Source organism: Novosphingobium sp. SG707 (assembly GCF_012275515.1).
Lineage (GTDB): Bacteria > Pseudomonadota > Alphaproteobacteria > Sphingomonadales > Sphingomonadaceae > Novosphingobium.
Genome location: NZ_JAAZQL010000023.1, coordinates 2,586 through 17,608, shown reverse-complemented (window position 1 = coordinate 17,608; position 15,023 = coordinate 2,586). Strand labels below are relative to the sequence as shown.

The 15,023-nt window shown below is 56.5% G+C and carries 10 protein-coding genes and 2 pseudogenes; 6 read left to right on the top strand and 6 right to left on the bottom strand.

Annotation, left to right across the window (positions count from 1 at the left end; translation table 11 throughout):
- Window positions 1–89: 89 nt before the first annotated feature.
- The 3 genes and pseudogenes from FHW92_RS25975 to FHW92_RS25190 form a co-directional block, all read left to right on the top strand.
- Window positions 90–284: pseudogene (locus FHW92_RS25975) on the top strand (hypothetical protein); the annotation flags it as partial.
- The gene (locus FHW92_RS25195) at window positions 281–691 is read left to right on the top strand and encodes a DUF2958 domain-containing protein (protein ID WP_168606038.1); all 411 of its coding nucleotides are present in this window, start codon (window positions 281–283) and stop codon (window positions 689–691) included. The pseudogene FHW92_RS25975 and the gene FHW92_RS25195, both read left to right, overlap by 4 nt.
- Before the next feature lie 3 nt (window positions 692–694).
- Window positions 695–934 (top strand): sigma-70 region 4 domain-containing protein, encoded by a 240-nt coding sequence (locus FHW92_RS25190; RefSeq protein ID WP_168606037.1) that lies wholly within the window; start codon window positions 695–697, stop codon window positions 932–934.
- A 127-nt stretch (window positions 935–1,061) separates the two neighbouring features.
- On the opposite strand, the gene FHW92_RS25185 is transcribed toward FHW92_RS25190, so the two are convergent.
- The gene (locus FHW92_RS25185) at window positions 1,062–1,979 is read right to left on the bottom strand and encodes a HEPN domain-containing protein (RefSeq protein WP_168606036.1); all 918 of its coding nucleotides are present in this window, start codon (window positions 1,977–1,979) and stop codon (window positions 1,062–1,064) included.
- An 889-nt stretch (window positions 1,980–2,868) separates the two neighbouring features.
- Between FHW92_RS25185 and FHW92_RS25180 the strand changes: the two genes are divergently transcribed.
- Window positions 2,869–3,084, top strand: coding sequence for an AlpA family transcriptional regulator (locus FHW92_RS25180; protein WP_168606035.1), 216 nt, complete (start codon window positions 2,869–2,871; stop codon window positions 3,082–3,084).
- 425 nt (window positions 3,085–3,509) lie between these two features.
- On the opposite strand, the gene FHW92_RS25175 is transcribed toward FHW92_RS25180, so the two are convergent.
- Genes FHW92_RS25175 through FHW92_RS25155 form a run of 5 tightly spaced genes read right to left on the bottom strand, consistent with a single transcriptional unit; the run spans window position 3,510 to window position 9,871 of the window.
- The gene (locus tag FHW92_RS25175) at window positions 3,510–4,901 is read right to left on the bottom strand and encodes an HlyD family type I secretion periplasmic adaptor subunit (protein WP_168606034.1); all 1,392 of its coding nucleotides are present in this window, start codon (window positions 4,899–4,901) and stop codon (window positions 3,510–3,512) included.
- Window positions 4,901–7,114 carry a type I secretion system permease/ATPase gene (locus tag FHW92_RS25170; RefSeq protein WP_349237756.1) on the bottom strand — a complete coding sequence of 738 codons (2,214 nt, stop codon included), beginning with the start codon at window positions 7,112–7,114 and terminating at the stop codon, window positions 4,901–4,903. The genes FHW92_RS25175 and FHW92_RS25170 overlap by 1 nt, the downstream gene beginning before the upstream one ends.
- Entirely contained in the window at window positions 7,111–8,871 is a 1,761-nt protein-coding gene (locus FHW92_RS25165; RefSeq protein WP_168606033.1) for a TolC family protein, read from the bottom strand. Before FHW92_RS25165 ends, FHW92_RS25170 begins: the two co-directional genes overlap by 4 nt.
- A gap of 38 nt (window positions 8,872–8,909) precedes the next feature.
- Complete coding sequence (locus tag FHW92_RS25160; RefSeq protein ID WP_168606032.1) at window positions 8,910–9,491, bottom strand: hypothetical protein; 582 nt, start codon at window positions 9,489–9,491, stop codon at window positions 8,910–8,912.
- Window positions 9,492–9,499: 8 nt separating this feature from the next.
- Window positions 9,500–9,871 carry a hypothetical protein gene (locus tag FHW92_RS25155; RefSeq protein WP_168606031.1) on the bottom strand — a complete coding sequence of 124 codons (372 nt, stop codon included), beginning with the start codon at window positions 9,869–9,871 and terminating at the stop codon, window positions 9,500–9,502.
- 838 nt (window positions 9,872–10,709) lie between these two features.
- Between FHW92_RS25155 and FHW92_RS25150 the strand changes: the two genes are divergently transcribed.
- Both FHW92_RS25150 and FHW92_RS25145 read left to right on the top strand, forming a co-directional pair.
- Complete coding sequence (locus tag FHW92_RS25150; RefSeq protein WP_168606030.1) at window positions 10,710–11,198, top strand: hypothetical protein; 489 nt, start codon at window positions 10,710–10,712, stop codon at window positions 11,196–11,198.
- Window positions 11,199–11,222: 24 nt separating this feature from the next.
- Window positions 11,223–15,023, top strand: a pseudogene (locus FHW92_RS25145) (hypothetical protein); the annotation flags it as partial.

The window sequence follows — 15,023 nt, the reverse complement described above, 5'->3', positions numbered from 1 at the left end:
CTGAAATAATGTGAAGGAACGTGGCAAGAAAACCGCAGAAATCAGACAATCTGGTCACGTTCCTTCACATTATCGACACCTCGCGATTACTGGAAGTGCTGCGGGAGGATAACCGGGCTATCTTCCGCGCCGCGAGTCAGGCCAGCAAGGCCGCTGACTGGCTGCTGGCAAAACATGCCGAATACAGGGTGAGCAAGAACAGCGAGGACAGCAGGGATGCACTTCAGTCGGAGCCCGCTGAACCGGAGCAGGGCTCTATGACCGAAGGGAGGGCTGCGGCATGACCTTCCTTCCCGAAAAGATCCGGGTGGCCCTGCTGGTCAATGGTGCCCTTCATAGGGTGGCGCAGCGCGACAATCTGCCCGCGCCCGATCCGGTGCCTGTGCTCAAACTGTTCAACCCCTGCGGCGCGGCGACATGGCTGGCGAGCGAACTGGACGAGGACGGCGATACCCTGTTTGGCCTTGCTGATGTGGGCTTCGGTTGTCCGGAACTGGGCTATTTCTCGCTGAACGAGATCGCTTCGGTGCGTCTGCCCCTAGGCCTGCGGATCGAGCGTGACCAACATTTCTCCAGCCATCACCCGCTGTCCCTATGGACGCAGACCGCGCGGCGACTGGGTTCGCTCACCTGGGCGGAAATGTCTCTGAAGCGGAACGGTGGTGTGTCCAGCCGCAGCGGCAGGACATAGGCCATGGGGCGCGATCAACAGCGCCGGGACCAGCCTCAGGAACCGGCAGAACGGCAGCGCCAGCGCCTGATCAAACTGCTCGACACTTTGCCGATGGTGGAGAGAGCCGTCTATCTTCTGTCAGCCAGTGATGGCCTCCGTTATGATGCCATTGCCTTCCGTTTGGGGGTGAGTGTCGCGGAGGTGCACACCGCTTTGGCGGGGGCACTAAGCAAGCTAACCGAGGGGCTGGACGAGCCCTGACAGCAAGGCGACCGGCATGGAAGCAGGATAGGCGCGGAAAGGGTGTTGAGAGGCTGTGTGTCGCCCCGTGGCGTGGGCGTAGGGGGCGAAAGCGGGGCAGATTGAAGGGGTGATGGCCAACAGGCCATCACCCCTTCACAGCAGCTTCCAGCGCGGCCAGGCGTTCGGTGCAGATCGTGTGGACGATGCGCCCGAGTTCCTCGACTCGTTCCCCCAGCCATGCCAGTTCCTCGGCGGTGATCCGGTAATGTTTGGAGTATCGCGCTTTAACGTAGGCGTCTTTCAGCTTCTCGAACAGGGCGCGGTCTTTGCGCAATTCGCGGGGCCATGCTGCCACAAGCCGGAGGTCCAGCCGCTCGGCCTGGGTGCGCAGGAAGATGATATTGTGGTTATGTGGTGCGTACGCCGTACAAACGAGCATCAGGCAATTGTACAATCTTTCAGTGGCTTGATGCAATTGAAAGGCGGCGTTGTTCGTGCGCCCTTGCGTGAGATTGAATTTGTAGTTGTCAAAGAACTCAGCTGAGCTTGGAAACCAGTCCTCAAAATACTCCCGTGCCATATCGAGATTGGCCTGCGGTGTCCTTGGAACCGGCCTTGCCAACTCCCGGTCATCGGCCTCGTAGATCGCGATACCTTCGTTTGCGATGTCCATGAAGAAGAACCGCCCATGGGCGAGCCCGTCATTCACCTGCTGAAGCGAATGCACGATGAAATTGACCGGCGTCCGCAACCGCCCCGCGATCATCTCCTCGATCAGGCGTTCATCCGCCCTGGTCCAGTAGGCGGCCCGGTCAGCCAGTTCCTTCTGGCTGACGATAATCAGCAAATCGAAGTCCGAACGATAGCCCTTGGCGGTATGAGGTTCATCCACCCAGCCGCCGCGCGCGTGGCTGCCGTAGAGAATGATCTTGACGATCTTCCCCGTTTTACGCCTGCCGGTTGCCTCCACATGAGCGCCGTCAAATTCCTCGAACAGCAGTTGCACCACGCGCTCGAGTTCGCGCTGCTTATGGGCCGGCAGATGATCGAGATCGGTCTTCATCACCTCATCCTAACAACATTTTGCAGGGCCCGCGCAACTGAATTGGCCGATGGCGAAAAGGGGGCCGCATTCCTGCATGGCTGCCCGTTCCCCAGGACACGCGGGGATTTACCCAAAGGGCCTTTGTCATCGGCTTCGCTCTGCCAAAGCCCCCAAAGGTGCCGCCCCTGACATCAGCGAATCATCCCACAAAGCCAGTGGTTTGCCCACCCCTGAAAGTCATTTGCGGGCGCATGGGCCTGGCCCATGCGGAAGATCGGACGCACGCCCAAAGCGGGCGTAAGTGTAATGGACCCTACGCACGGGTGCTGCTGCCAATTTCAGCATCAAAATCAGCCTCTTGAGGCTGTAATGCGCGTGAGACGGATTTTCGGTGCCGCGTTGTACAGTGCACACAAGCCTCAGGGAGCATGGTGCCAACCAGCGGAAAGAGAACTGTTTTTTTCCGGTAATACATGTACCACCCGGCATGACAGGCCTTTGGTTGAGAGAGGGAATGCTACCCCGGAAAGATCGGTCCCCCCCGAGGTGCTGTGGTGCCCGGGATCGCGCCGTGCGCCGGGATGCTGAGCTTGAAATGAAGGCCATGCACCTGTATCTTCAACAGCGCTTCATGACCCCGGCGAAGGTTTCCCCATAAGGAGGCTTTTGCCATGTTCAGAATGAATTTCAGTCCTGACAGATCGCTGCCTATTGCGTTGATGCGACCTTTGCGCGGAGCCAATCCCCCCTTACCAGGCCTGTGGTGGCAGTGGCTCGACCGGGCATGGCCGCCCATGATGGGTGCTATGCTTCGGGGCAGCGGCACACCCCAACGAGGTTTGCTTTGCAATCTCGATATGCTGTTCCCAAATTCTTGGGGGCAGGTCATGCAAAAGGGATCTGCCCAATGACTAGCAACCAACGCATCATCCGCCTGAAAACCGTTCTGGCCCGAACCGGGCTGTCGCGCTCGACCCTCTATCGCAAGATCGCAGACGGCACCTTCCCCCGGCAGGTGCCGATCAGCACGCGCGGCACCGGCTGGTATGAGTCGACCATCAACCAATGGATTCATGACCCGACGGGTTGGCAGGCCGCCAGCGCAGGGACCATGGAGCCGTAATACTATCCCTGCCTGTGGGTAATCCGCATGGCCGGCTTTGAAAGGCGAGCCGGTCATGCAAAAACTTGCTCAGGTTAGAGCGCGTCTCGATTCGTCGAGTAGGTGGTGGCCTCTGCCATGGCGTTCAGGATCCAGCGTTACTGGATCGTGGGAACCGGGGCGGTAGCCCTGATGATATGCGTCCTGCGGAGCATAGCGCTGCCTGAGTGGGTTGAGCACACCGTCCTGAAAAGCTGGTATTGGCAGGACGCAAAAGCAGCCAACATGCAGCGACGTAGCGAATGTGAGGCGGTTGTTGCTGGTGGCTGATCCGGAAGGTTGGTAAAAGGTCGCGCAAGGAATAAGGAAACCTGCCTCACGACAATTGGGTCGAACTCGGAGTCAGACATACCATTCACGAGCCTATTTCCGCGCCCTGTTATACACTATCGCTCCCTTGCTGCCTGATGCACTGTGGTCATGATCGGAGAGATCAGCCAGGAGATGATGGCGCGCGATCCGGTGCGGATGTCGGCGGTGACGCCCATGCCGGAGGATAGCGGGACAGGCTTCCCATCAACCGTGATGGTGGCGCGAGAGAGACGGACCCGCACAATGTAAGTTGCGCCAAGCTTGGGATCGGGCACGGCATCGCGGCTCATCGAGACGACCGTTCCCGGCACCGAGCCGTAGCGGGTGAACGGAAACGCCTCGATCTTGATTGCCGCCCCCTGCCCCTCGCGTACGAACCCGACGTCCTTGTTGAGGATGCGTGCCTCGACCTCGATATCGTCATGCTCGGGCACGATCACCATTAAGGTCCGAGCGGGTTCGACGACCCCGCCGATGGTGTGTAGCTGTAACTGCTGCACGGTACCGTCAGTCGGCGCGGTCAGCTTCTCGAGGCCGGCGCGACGGGTGGCCTTGGTCACTTCCTCGCGTTTGACGATGGCGTCGGCCTGGGCCTTGGTGAGTTCGGTCATTGCCTGGCGGCGCGCGGTGTCGCGCGCCTCACGCATCTGCTCAGCGAACTTGGCTGCGTCGGAGGCACCCTTCAATTGCTGGGCGACGGCGACATCGCGATCGCCCTGTTCGGAGCGGCGCTGGCGCTGAAGATCGAGCAGGCGCATACCCGGGGCATAACCCTTGGCGTCGAGGCGGTTCATCGCCTCGACTTCATGATCGAGGATCGGAAGCGTCTCATCGAGCTTGGCGCGCGTGGCAGCGGCCGCCTGCGCGTCCGCCAGCGAGGAGGCTCGCGCGGCGCCATAGCCGACGACCGTGGAATTGACCTCGGCAAGCTGGGCTGAGATCAACTGGCGCTGAGCCACAGCGACATCGGCTGGTGTGCCCTCGGGTGCGGCAAAATGAAGGCCCCTGCCATCGAGAGCATCGACGAAGGCGCGGTTGCGCGCGACTTCGAGTTCGTCGGCAAGCAGCGCCTTTTTTGCCTGTTCGAGTTCGGCGGTAGCGAGCGTGGTGTCGAGCTCGATCAGCACCTGGCCCTTCGTTACATGATCGCCATCGCGCACATGGATCGCGGCGACCACCCCCGATCCCGCCGATTGCACGATCTTGGTTGCACCGGAAGGAAGGATCTTGCCCGGTGCGGAAGCCACCACATCGACACGCCCGAACACCAGCCACACGAGCGTAATCACCAGAAAGACTATCAGTGCCCAGACCGTGTACCGCCCGGTTGGCGACACTGGCCGTTCGACCACTTCGAGTGCGGCGGGCAGGAAGGTGGTTTCATGGCTTCTTTGATGCGCGCGCGCTCTTTCCTTGTCGGCCTTGAGTGCGGCGCGGATTACCCGCCAGTGGTGGGCGAGCGACATTACGCAACTTCCATGGAGTTAAGACCTGTCTGGCGGCGATAGAGATCGGCATAACGCCCACCGGCGTGCAGCAATTGCTCATGACTGCCGCGCTCTACAATGCGGCCGGCCTCCAGCGCGATGATATGATTACACTGCCGCACGGCAGACAGGCGGTGGGCAATGACCACCACGGTGCGGCCCTGGCTCATCGCGGCAAGGTTATGCTGGATGATTTCCTCGCTTTCTGCGTCGAGCGCGGAGGTCGCCTCGTCGAGGATGAGAATGCGTGGGCGCGTGACCAGCGCGCGGGCGATGGCGAGGCGCTGGCGCTGGCCGCCCGAAAGGTTGGTGCCGCGCTCTTCGATGGGTGTGTCGTAGCCGGCGGGCAGCCGTACGATAAAATCATGGGCACCGGCGAGTTTCGCGGCTTCGATGACGGTGTCGAGCGGCATTGCCGGGTTGGAAAGCGCGATATTCTCGCGGATCGAGCGGTTGAAAAGCAGGTTCTCCTGAAGAACCACGCCGATCTGGCGGCGAAGCCACGCCGGATCGATCTGAGCAATGTCGGTCCCGTCGATGGTGACACGCCCGCCATGCGGTACATAGAGGCGTTGGAGCAGCTTGGTCAGCGTCGACTTGCCCGATCCCGATGAGCCCACGATGCCCAGTGAAGACCCGGCGGGGATCGCAAGCTCGATGCCGTCGAGTGTCCAGGGGCCTTCGAGGCCATAACGAAACCGGACGTCCTCGAAAGCGATATCGCCTCTGATCGTCGGCAGCGCGGTGCGACTGCCCGCGCCCGGCTCGGTGGGCTGATTGAGCACGTCGCCGAGGCGCGCGATCGCGATGCGCACCTGCTGGAAGTCCTGCCAGAGCTGGGCCATGCGGATGACTGGACCGGACACACGCTGAGCGAACATGTTGAAGGCGACCAGGCCGCCCACGGTCAGCTTGTGTTCGATCACTGCCTGCGCGCCGAAATAAAGGATGGCGGCGAGGTTCAGCTTTGAAATGAGCTGGATGAGCTGGCTGCCGGTGTTGCCCAGATTGATGACCCGCTGGCTGGCTTCGGAATAGCCCGCGAGCTGGCGTTCCCAGCGTTCCTGCCATTGAGGCTCGACGGCGCTGGCCTTGACGGTGTTGATGCCGGAAATGCTCTCGACCAGCAGCGCGTTATTGGCCGCGCCGCGCTCGAACTTCTCCTCGATGCGGCCCTGCAAAGGACGCGTTACGAAGAGCGCAACCGCGAAATAGGCCGGGATCGTCAGGATCGAGAGCAGGAAGAGCTTGACCGAATAGATCCACATCACCGCCAGAAACACCAGCGTGAAGACTGGATCGACCAGCACGGTCAGGCTGGCGTTGGTCAGGAATTCGCGGATCGTTTCCAGCTGGCGCACACGCATGGCGATGTCACCCACGCGGCGGTTCTCGAAATAGCCGATGGGCAGGCCCATCAGGTGGCGGAACAGTTTTGCCCCCAATTCTACGTCGATCTTTTGGCTGGTTTCCGAATAGAGCCGTGTTCGCAGCCACCCGAATATCGTCTCCCAGATCGAAACGACGACAAAGCCTATGGCCAGCACCGTCAGCGTGTCGAGCGTTTCATGCACCAGCACCTTGTCGACAACATTCTGGAAGAACAGCGGCGCGGCAAGGCCCAACAGGTTGATGGCCAGCGTGATGAGCAGCACCTCGCCAATCAGCCGGCGGTATTTGATGACCTGGGGAATGAACCAGGTGAAGTCGAACCGCCCGGTCTGCCCGGCGATCCCTTCACGGGTGGTGATGAGCACCAGTTCGCCATCCCACATCGCCTCGAGCTCGGCGCGAGTGACCTTGCGGATCGGTAGCCCTGACTCGCTCGCCTGGGGCGTGACCAGTTGGATCAGCGCTTCCTGGCCCTGCACCCGGCCGATCAGGAACCAGCCTTGCGGGCCGTTGGCGAGCGCCGGCAGGGGCGTGCGGGTAAGCTTGTCAAAGTGCGTGCGCAGCGCCTTGGCACGCACGTCCGGCTGTGCCTTGGCGAGGCGCAGGAGATCCTGTGCGGTGACCGCGAGATGATGCCCGAGCGCATGACGCAACTGGCCTGGGTCGACGGCCATACGATGCATGGCCAGCAGCGCTGCGAAGGCGACGAGACCGCTTTCGTCGCTCATATGACCTACCTCGCGTTCGGCTTCAGGGCCAGCGCTCTCGTCGGCAGCGGAATGGGGCTGCGCCTCGCTCATGGGTGGGTCAGGTTCCTGTTCGGGGCGGGGGTGCCGGTGGTGCCGGGCAAAGGCCGCGCCGGCGGTGTAGTGGCGAGCCGTGGATCGGCTTGGGGCGAGGAGGTTCCTGTGCTGTTCGGCGCGGCCATAGCCGGCATGCCATCGCCAACTGGCGGTTGTATCAGGCCATGCTTTGCAGGCTTGAGGTGATTGAGCGTGCTCTTGCCGCGCAAGGCGCTATCCCATGGCGAATTCGCCCGTGCGGCCGCGTGGCGGAAATTGGTATCGGGATTGTAGAGGCCGCTACCGGTCAGCAGGCTCCGGGCTTCCAGCAGGCCGATCCGGCGCAGGAGCGTAGCTTCGGCAACGTAGCGATCATGCCGGGCGGCGACCAAAGCGATTTCGGCATCGCGTAGCGTGGTATGCGCGTAAAGCACGTCGAAGGTCGAGCGCAGGCCTGCGCGATATTCCTCGAACGTGCCCTCGTCATAGGTCTGTGCCGCGCTCACCTGCCGCTCCCCGACGGTGATATTCCGCTGTGCTATGGAAAGCGCATTCCAAGCGTTGACGATGGTGGCTACCATCTGGCGTCGTGCCGTCTCGATCCCAAGGCGATCGGCGGCATTACGATCCTCGGCTTGCGCAACCAGTGCTCCGATCCGTCCGCCATTGGTAAGCGGGATGGTGAGCACCGCGCGGCCTTCGTAGCTCTGATCCTGGTTGTGGAGATAGTAGGGATAGGTCTGCCCGGTCAGTGTCGCACTGCCGGTGAGGTTCACCGTGGGGCGTCCCTGAGCCGCAGCAGCACCGATCCGCGCGCGCGTCTCCTTCTCGGTGGCGATCGCCTGAGCAAGGTCGGGGCTCAGGTCCTGCGCGAGATCGAGCGCGGCTTCGATGTCCGCCGGCACATGCGGCAGGTTCGGTGCCGGCGCGAGCACGCCCGGATCATGACCAACCAGCATCGCAAAAGTCGTACGATCCTGCTCGAGCTGCTGCTCGGTCGAATTGTACTGGCCGCGCGCTGTTTCAAGCTGAGTTTCAGCAAGGCCGATGTCGGTGCGTGTCAGTTCGCCCGCTTCGCGCCTGGCCCTCACCTCGTCGAGCGTTGCAGCAAGCTGGCGCAGATTTGCTGAGCGCAGCCGCAGCGCCTCGGCATCGCGGCGAATATCGGTGTAAGCGGTGATGACTTGCAGCAAAAGGTCGCCCTCCACGCCGCGTAGCTGCGCGCGGCCTGCGCCGATCTCGGCGAGTGCTGCTTCTCGGTCGGCCGCTGCCTTGCCGCCAGTATAGAGCGGTTGGTTGATGCTCGCGGTGGCCGTCAAGGCCTTGGTGGTGACTAGATCGGAGGTGGCGAAGCGTTGGGATTGGGTGAGCCGACCGTCGATCGTGCGCACGAAATCACCGGTGATCTGAAGGCTGGTGGTGGGGCGCGTTTCGGACAGGGCTTGGGCATAATCCTCGTCACTGGCACGTAAGGCATAGCGCTGGGCCTGAAGTGCGGGTGCGGTATGGTAAGCCGCATCGAGGGCTGCCGCGAGTGTTTCGGTAGGTTCGGGTTCCGGCTTGGGCGTGAAAACGGGCAGAGGCGAATTTGCCGGCACGCGTGAGGCGGCCCGACAACCCTGGAGCTGCTTTCCGGCGCATTTGATGGTCAACGGATCTCGGCTGTGCGAGACCGAACCGGCATTCTGGGTACTTTCAGAAACCTTTCTTGCCTGGGCAGCACAGGGCACCGGGCATAGAGCCGCGATCACTGCGCTCGCGGCGGTGCCTGCCAAGGCCAGGGATCGGAAAACTGTTGCGCGCCCATTCCACCTCATTCGATGAAGCGGCTTTCCGGATGGCAGCCGCGCTCAATGGCGATGTCGTGCAAGGCTGTCAGCCCCCTGAAATGAAAACTGCGTCGTGGCTGGTCGCGACGCGGCTCGATGGTGATCCGGTTGGCCTCGGCAAGGCGCTCATAGGGTACCCACACAATGCCTTCGTCAGCGTTGCCGATTGGCCCGCGATCGAGCGGAACGCCCCGGTCGATGAGGTCGGGCAGGTCATTCCGGAAAGGGCGGGGCGCATTGCCGTCGAGGCGGTAGACGGCCTCGGTCACATCTGATTTGCGTTTGAACCTGAAACCAACCGCGCCGGATCGGTAGAAGGCGTGATGATCGGCCGAGCGCAGACGGCAGGCGATGCGGCCCGTAAAGGGATCTCGGGCAATATCGAGCCGCCATTCGCCCATTCGTGTGACTTCACTGGTGACCTGTGGATGACGCGGCGAAAATAATCCAGAACGAGCCGGAGTGCCGAACAGTGACGCAACGAGCGCCGTTGCCGGAATCAGCATTTTGAAAGCACGAAGCGCCGCTTGGTGCCGCCGCGCGGAATCAGGGCAGATCTTGAGCATGATGAGGATCAACGTGTAACAGCGCTGGCTTGCCGATCATCGGCTTCGCTCGCCAGGCAGCGCATCAGGATCGGCTCTTCGCGCCCAGCTTCAGTCGAGCGGGTTGCGCCATCGGGACAGCGATAAATTGCCCGGCAGACCGAATGGCGACCCAGCTCACGACCGCCGAAGGTAGTTTGTGAGCACCAGATGTCACAGGTGTTTCCTTGATTGCCGCATAAATCTTGCAGGCGCGAAGTGATGTCGAAGTGCTGATGGCCACCAATCTTGCCGGAACTGGCCGTCAAAACGTAAATTCCTGTAAATGGCGCAGCGTTCACCGAAGTTGAGGCAGTAGCAATGGCAGCACCAGCCAAAAGACCGAAAAACCTATGTAGCATTGAGTCGCTCCCCCCCCCGGTGGCTCGAATCGCACGCGGCCCCTGCACATGTCTCATATTGAGTAAGTCTCCAGCAGAAAAGGGAAATTCCTATGCGAATGGGAATTGGCAATCGCGTAGCGGCTTTGCCAGCCGATGACAGTGGTGTAGATTATTGGCGGAAAGCGGCGCAAAATCCAGTTTTTGACTGATCGCATTACAGCCATTTAATTTCCAACTCGATGGATGAGGGCGTTTCCAGTGCATCGGGTTTTCATCTGGCCATCCAATTCAAATTGTGGGTTGAAATCCTGAAGTTAGTGCGTATCCTCCCTACGGATTCGGCTTAGGGGCTAATCCGGGAAGTAACTATCCTAATGTGTGCAATGGCCTGCATAGCAGGTCTTTGTGCAGGCTTTTTGGGTGAATTATTGTCGGAGGTTTTTGAAGGCTGTCTAAACGGTCAGAGGGCATAATGGCGAGAACAGGGGCGGGGCGAAAGCAAGGCTTCAGGAGTTGAGAGCGGATCGCCTCAAGTCACGATCGCGTTGGAGAACGTGCATACGCCGAGGGGGGGCGAGGCGTCGGAAACTATCTCCATCAGCAGAGTTCCAGCCATTGGGTCGGACCGCATCGCGCCCGAAATCGTCGCGACGATTGGCGAGTTGCACTCGGAGCCTCAATTCAGCGGCGATTAGATTGTTCCGACGATCATGAAACTGCTGTCGTATCCGCATTAGGTGCTTGCAAATCTGGCGCATCTAGTGAGCAATCCGCTGCTGCGTATTGCCATTTGGATGAGCATCTTTCAGGTGATCGATGCAATGAAACACGTCAATTGGTCATGGGTGACGGATCGATGAAGCTGATGATCGCAAGGGGTGCCGTAACAGGACTTTCCTCACAAGTAAAAAATGAAGGTAAATTGAGGATTGTCGTTGATTACTTCTATATTGGTCAATGCGGCGCATCGTTCTCACGAAGCAACCCGCAGCCATCCGAAAAAAATAAATCATCTCCATTCATTGATGGCGATGAAGTTATTGCTAGCGGATTTATAGATAGAGAAAAAAGATTTAAAATTGTTCAGTGTTATATATTCAGAGAAAAAAATTTCTTAAAACGGAATGAATTAAAAACATTTATCTTCGTGGTCTCGGCGAGCTTTATTGGAATATTTATCGGATCTAATATGATTAATTTTCATTACCCGATGAAATCGCCCGGAGGAATCTTTCCGTATATAGAAATTTCTTTATCTATTTTAATTTTATTAATGACTGTTAGGTTCGCCATTCGCTTGCGGCGAGCAAAGAAGATGATACTTGACGAGCTATCGAAACTTTAACAAACCGGAAAATAGGGAGCAGTTATGCCCAACAGCGTTTTGGCGGTGCCAGCTGACTTCGACGGATTTGCGCAATCCCTCGTAAATGCTCGGAACGATGCGCAGCAGGGCGGAGTGACGGCCGCTGATTGGGCGGGCATTGCAACCGCAAGCTTAGCGCTTGGAGTTGATGCCGCGCAGGGATTGCACGCTGATCCTGGATTATTAGCCGAATTTTCGCCTATAGCGGGCGCGTTAGCGAACCTTGGCGCACTTGCGGCCGACATTAATGATTTGGAGCCTGACAACCTCCACACAGCGGAGCAGCTGGCATTATGTGCGGCTGACATTCTAGGAATTTTGGGAAATGGCCTGATGCTGGCCAATCCTGAAATTGCGGTTCCTATTGCAATTGGCGGACTTTTGATTAACGCAATTGCCGCCTACCTTAAAAATCACGACAATATATCGCAAGAAATTTCAGGCCTTATAAGATTGATGCCGAAGAACGTACAAAATTTTCTTCCCAGCTTGAGAGATCCACTTATTCTGGACCTATCAGGTGCGGGAATTCAACTTTCTTCCGTTATCAATTCTCCTGCCTATTTCGATTTTTCCAATAGCGGCACTCAGAACCAGACCGGCTGGGTAACCGCAGGTGAAGGCATTCTGGTAATGGCACCTGCTGATGGGGCTACGGTCAACGCATCTGATTTACTTGGGGCAATATCAGGCAGCGGCTTCTCTGATCTTAAAGCATTGGACGATAACGGAGATGGCGTTATTGACCAAAATGACGCGTCCTATGCACAGCTTAGAGTATGGGTAAACTCAAGTGGCGATGGGCATTCGAGTGCAACTCAGCTCTTTACGCTAAATGATCTCGGCATAAAATCGATAAGTCTGCAAAATTTTGGCGTAAATACAGATTTAAACGGAAATATTCTGAAAAGCCAATCAACGTTTACGGTAGTTGATGGTAATAATACTTATATCAGAGGCCTCTATGAGGCGGATTTGCAAATTAATTTGCAAAATGTGATTCAAAGTGCAGGGCCGACGTCGACAATTTCCTGGGAGGCTTCGCTGCTTCCCGAACTTGATGGATTTGGGTTCATTCAGGATCTTAGAATTAGCATGTCCAATGATTCTGCACTTATGCAGAACGTTGAATTTCTAATTTCTAATTCAAGTGCAATGAGTTATTCTTCATTCAACGAGAAGTTTATTGAAATACTTCTTGAGTGGGCAGGAGTGCTTGGGAATGATCCTTCTGCGCGTGGACCTAATATTGACGCGAGGCACATGGAATTTATTTATAAATTCTATGGCATAGATCCGGCTACAGCTCCCTATTATAGCTTAAATCCAGACGGTGAAGCTGGAGCAAAATATGAAAGACTCTTTTATGATTTGGTTCAGAGCTTCGAAACTAGGTTTTCTAGTCAAATTGTACAGTCTCTGGCCAACATGGGAGCATCAGCAGAAGATTTGTTGACTAGTCCATATTTTTCGCTTGCGGCATTGCGCTATAATAGTGCGAATAATCAGTTCGACGGCAATATCATTGATGCATTCCGGATGGCACAAATCCTGGAACCTTCGGACCAATCATCCGCTGATGAGTACTGGGATAAGGTGATTCCTATTTTGCAGGGCTTGCAATGGGATGTCTCTGATGTCCGCAATCCTATTTCGGGGTTTCCGCTCGCGCAATTAGCAATAGATGCTGCGTTGGCGAAATTCTCTCCTAAAAATATAAGTAAAATTATGGATAACCAGGCTATCGTTAGCTATTCTGGGCAGGGTATCTATGATTACAGCACAGGACTGTCGGTTGCCAGCTCTCAAGATGGGTCCGTATCGGCATCGGTTGGGACTAATAGTAATGCTGTTGGCACATATTCTGTACCTCCTGAGGTCTTTCAGATACTGAATGGAAAATTATTTGCACCGTATTTATGGTATCAAGTCTATCGATACGAGTTTGAGACGGATGTGATCACAGGCATCGGAATTGATACGGTAGATACAAATTATATATCTACGGCATCTGGCGATACTGCCTCGTCGGATAGCGGTTCGACATTGTTCTTAAGTCTCGCTCCGCCTTATCTTTCCTATAATAGTCAATTTGTGAATGTTAGTGTTGGATCTGAGGTAGTATCTAGCCAATTGGTCGGCACTTCAAACGTTTTGGGCGGCCAGCTATTTTCTACCGATGGCGAGGTGCAGGCTCAGCCATTCGGATACGGTGTTTACACGTTTCGGCCAGGGGCCGGGGTGAACTATCTGCTCGCCGGCACAATCGGCTATCTCGTGATGCCCGACACTCTCGATACTTCGAATGTTCGCTTCGAAGCTTATAATAAATCAAAGAACCTTAAAGTATTTTTTGTCGACGCGAATGGTAATCCGACCGGTGACAGCGTGACGATCGCTGATGCATTCAGTCGAAATGGTGTTACTATAAGCAAGATACTGTTGGGTGACGGGACTAATATTTTCCCTGATGGGAGTGTTTTGTCTACTTGGTACGGATCGGCGGATTCGCCGGTACTTGTCGGGTATAATAGCGGGCAAAATGATTTTTACGTTTCGTCTGGCACAACTTCAATCAAATTTGGCTCAGCAGGCGGAGACAGGGTGCTTTATAGTTCCAATGCTGGCCTGCTGACGATTGACCCGAATGGAGGAACCGGCAGTATCCTGTTCTCAGCGGGAGTTGACGCTGCGAAGCTGATCTACCAGATCGATAACCCTACCGGTAATCTCACGCTCCATTTCTCAGACGGCATGGCTGTTGATCCGGTCAACGTCATTACTATTAATAATGCCCTAACCTCTTATGGTGTTTGGGGGCAATCCGACGCGATCAAAAACATTCGTTTCGCGGACGGAACTAGTCTTACAAATCTGATTAATCTGACCAGCACTTGGTTTTCAAATACGCAAGGCGAAGTGTTGACTGGATCCAATTGGGGGGGCAACACCTTTAACGTAGGATCTAATCAGACAAATATTATATTTGGCAATGGCAGTAGGCCTGGGGTCGGCCTTTCATCGGCCAGCAACTACAATCTGGTCAATTATGATCTAGCCGACGGCGTCTTGGACATTGCTGTAAACGGTGGCGGCGTTGGCGATATCAATTTTGGATCGAACATCAGCGCAAGGGATATTCTCTACCAAGTCGACAATTCAAGTGGAGATCTTGCTATCCTGTTTGCTGATGGTGAGGGTTATCTTGCCGGCAATAAGATTCTGATTTCATCGGCTTTGACCTATTATGGGGTCTGGGGCCAGTCTGATGCAATCCAGAAACTTCGCTTTGTTGACGGAGCAGTGTCTTCGGACCTGATCAACCTGACCAGCACCTGGTTTACCAATGCAGATGGGCAGAATTTGATTGGGTCTGATTGGGGGGCAAATACCTTCAAGGTAACCGCGAAAAATACTAGTATAATCTTCGGCAATGGAAGCAAGCCGGGTGTTGGTTCGTCGAATTCCAGTAATTATAACCTTGTAGAGTATTCGCTCGGTGCCGGAACTTTGACTGCTTACACCAACAACGGTGGCATTGGTGATATCCGGTTCGGAGCGGGCATCACCGCCGCCAATCTTCTGTTCCAGATCGACAGCACCAATGACCTTACGATCCAGCTGATGGATGGAAGCGGTAACCTCACGGGCGATTCGATCACGATTGCAGGGGCCATATATCAGTATCAGGGCGTCAAGAATTACATTCAGAACCTCAAGTTTGCGGATGGCACGACGATCTCGGATACCGTCAATCTTGCCAGTACCTGGTTTGGCAATGCGGCCAATACCAGCCTTGTTGGA

Bases quoted from the DNA above. Each gene is read 5' to 3' on its own strand.
- FHW92_RS25185 (WP_168606036.1), bottom strand. From the start codon at position 1,979: ATGAAGACCGATCTCGATCATCTGCCGGCCCATAAGCAGCGCGAACTC.
- FHW92_RS25150 (WP_168606030.1), top strand. From the start codon at position 10,710: ATGAAGCTGATGATCGCAAGGGGTGCCGTAACAGGACTTTCCTCACAA.
- FHW92_RS25180 (WP_168606035.1), top strand. From the start codon at position 2,869: ATGACTAGCAACCAACGCATCATCCGCCTGAAAACCGTTCTGGCCCGA.
- FHW92_RS25160 (WP_168606032.1), bottom strand. From the start codon at position 9,491: ATGCTCAAGATCTGCCCTGATTCCGCGCGGCGGCACCAAGCGGCGCTT.
- FHW92_RS25190 (WP_168606037.1), top strand. From the start codon at position 695: ATGGGGCGCGATCAACAGCGCCGGGACCAGCCTCAGGAACCGGCAGAA.
- FHW92_RS25170 (WP_349237756.1), bottom strand. From the start codon at position 7,114: ATGAGCGAGGCGCAGCCCCATTCCGCTGCCGACGAGAGCGCTGGCCCT.
- FHW92_RS25195 (WP_168606038.1), top strand. From the start codon at position 281: ATGACCTTCCTTCCCGAAAAGATCCGGGTGGCCCTGCTGGTCAATGGT.
- FHW92_RS25175 (WP_168606034.1), bottom strand. From the start codon at position 4,901: ATGTCGCTCGCCCACCACTGGCGGGTAATCCGCGCCGCACTCAAGGCC.
- FHW92_RS25155 (WP_168606031.1), bottom strand. From the start codon at position 9,871: ATGCTACATAGGTTTTTCGGTCTTTTGGCTGGTGCTGCCATTGCTACT.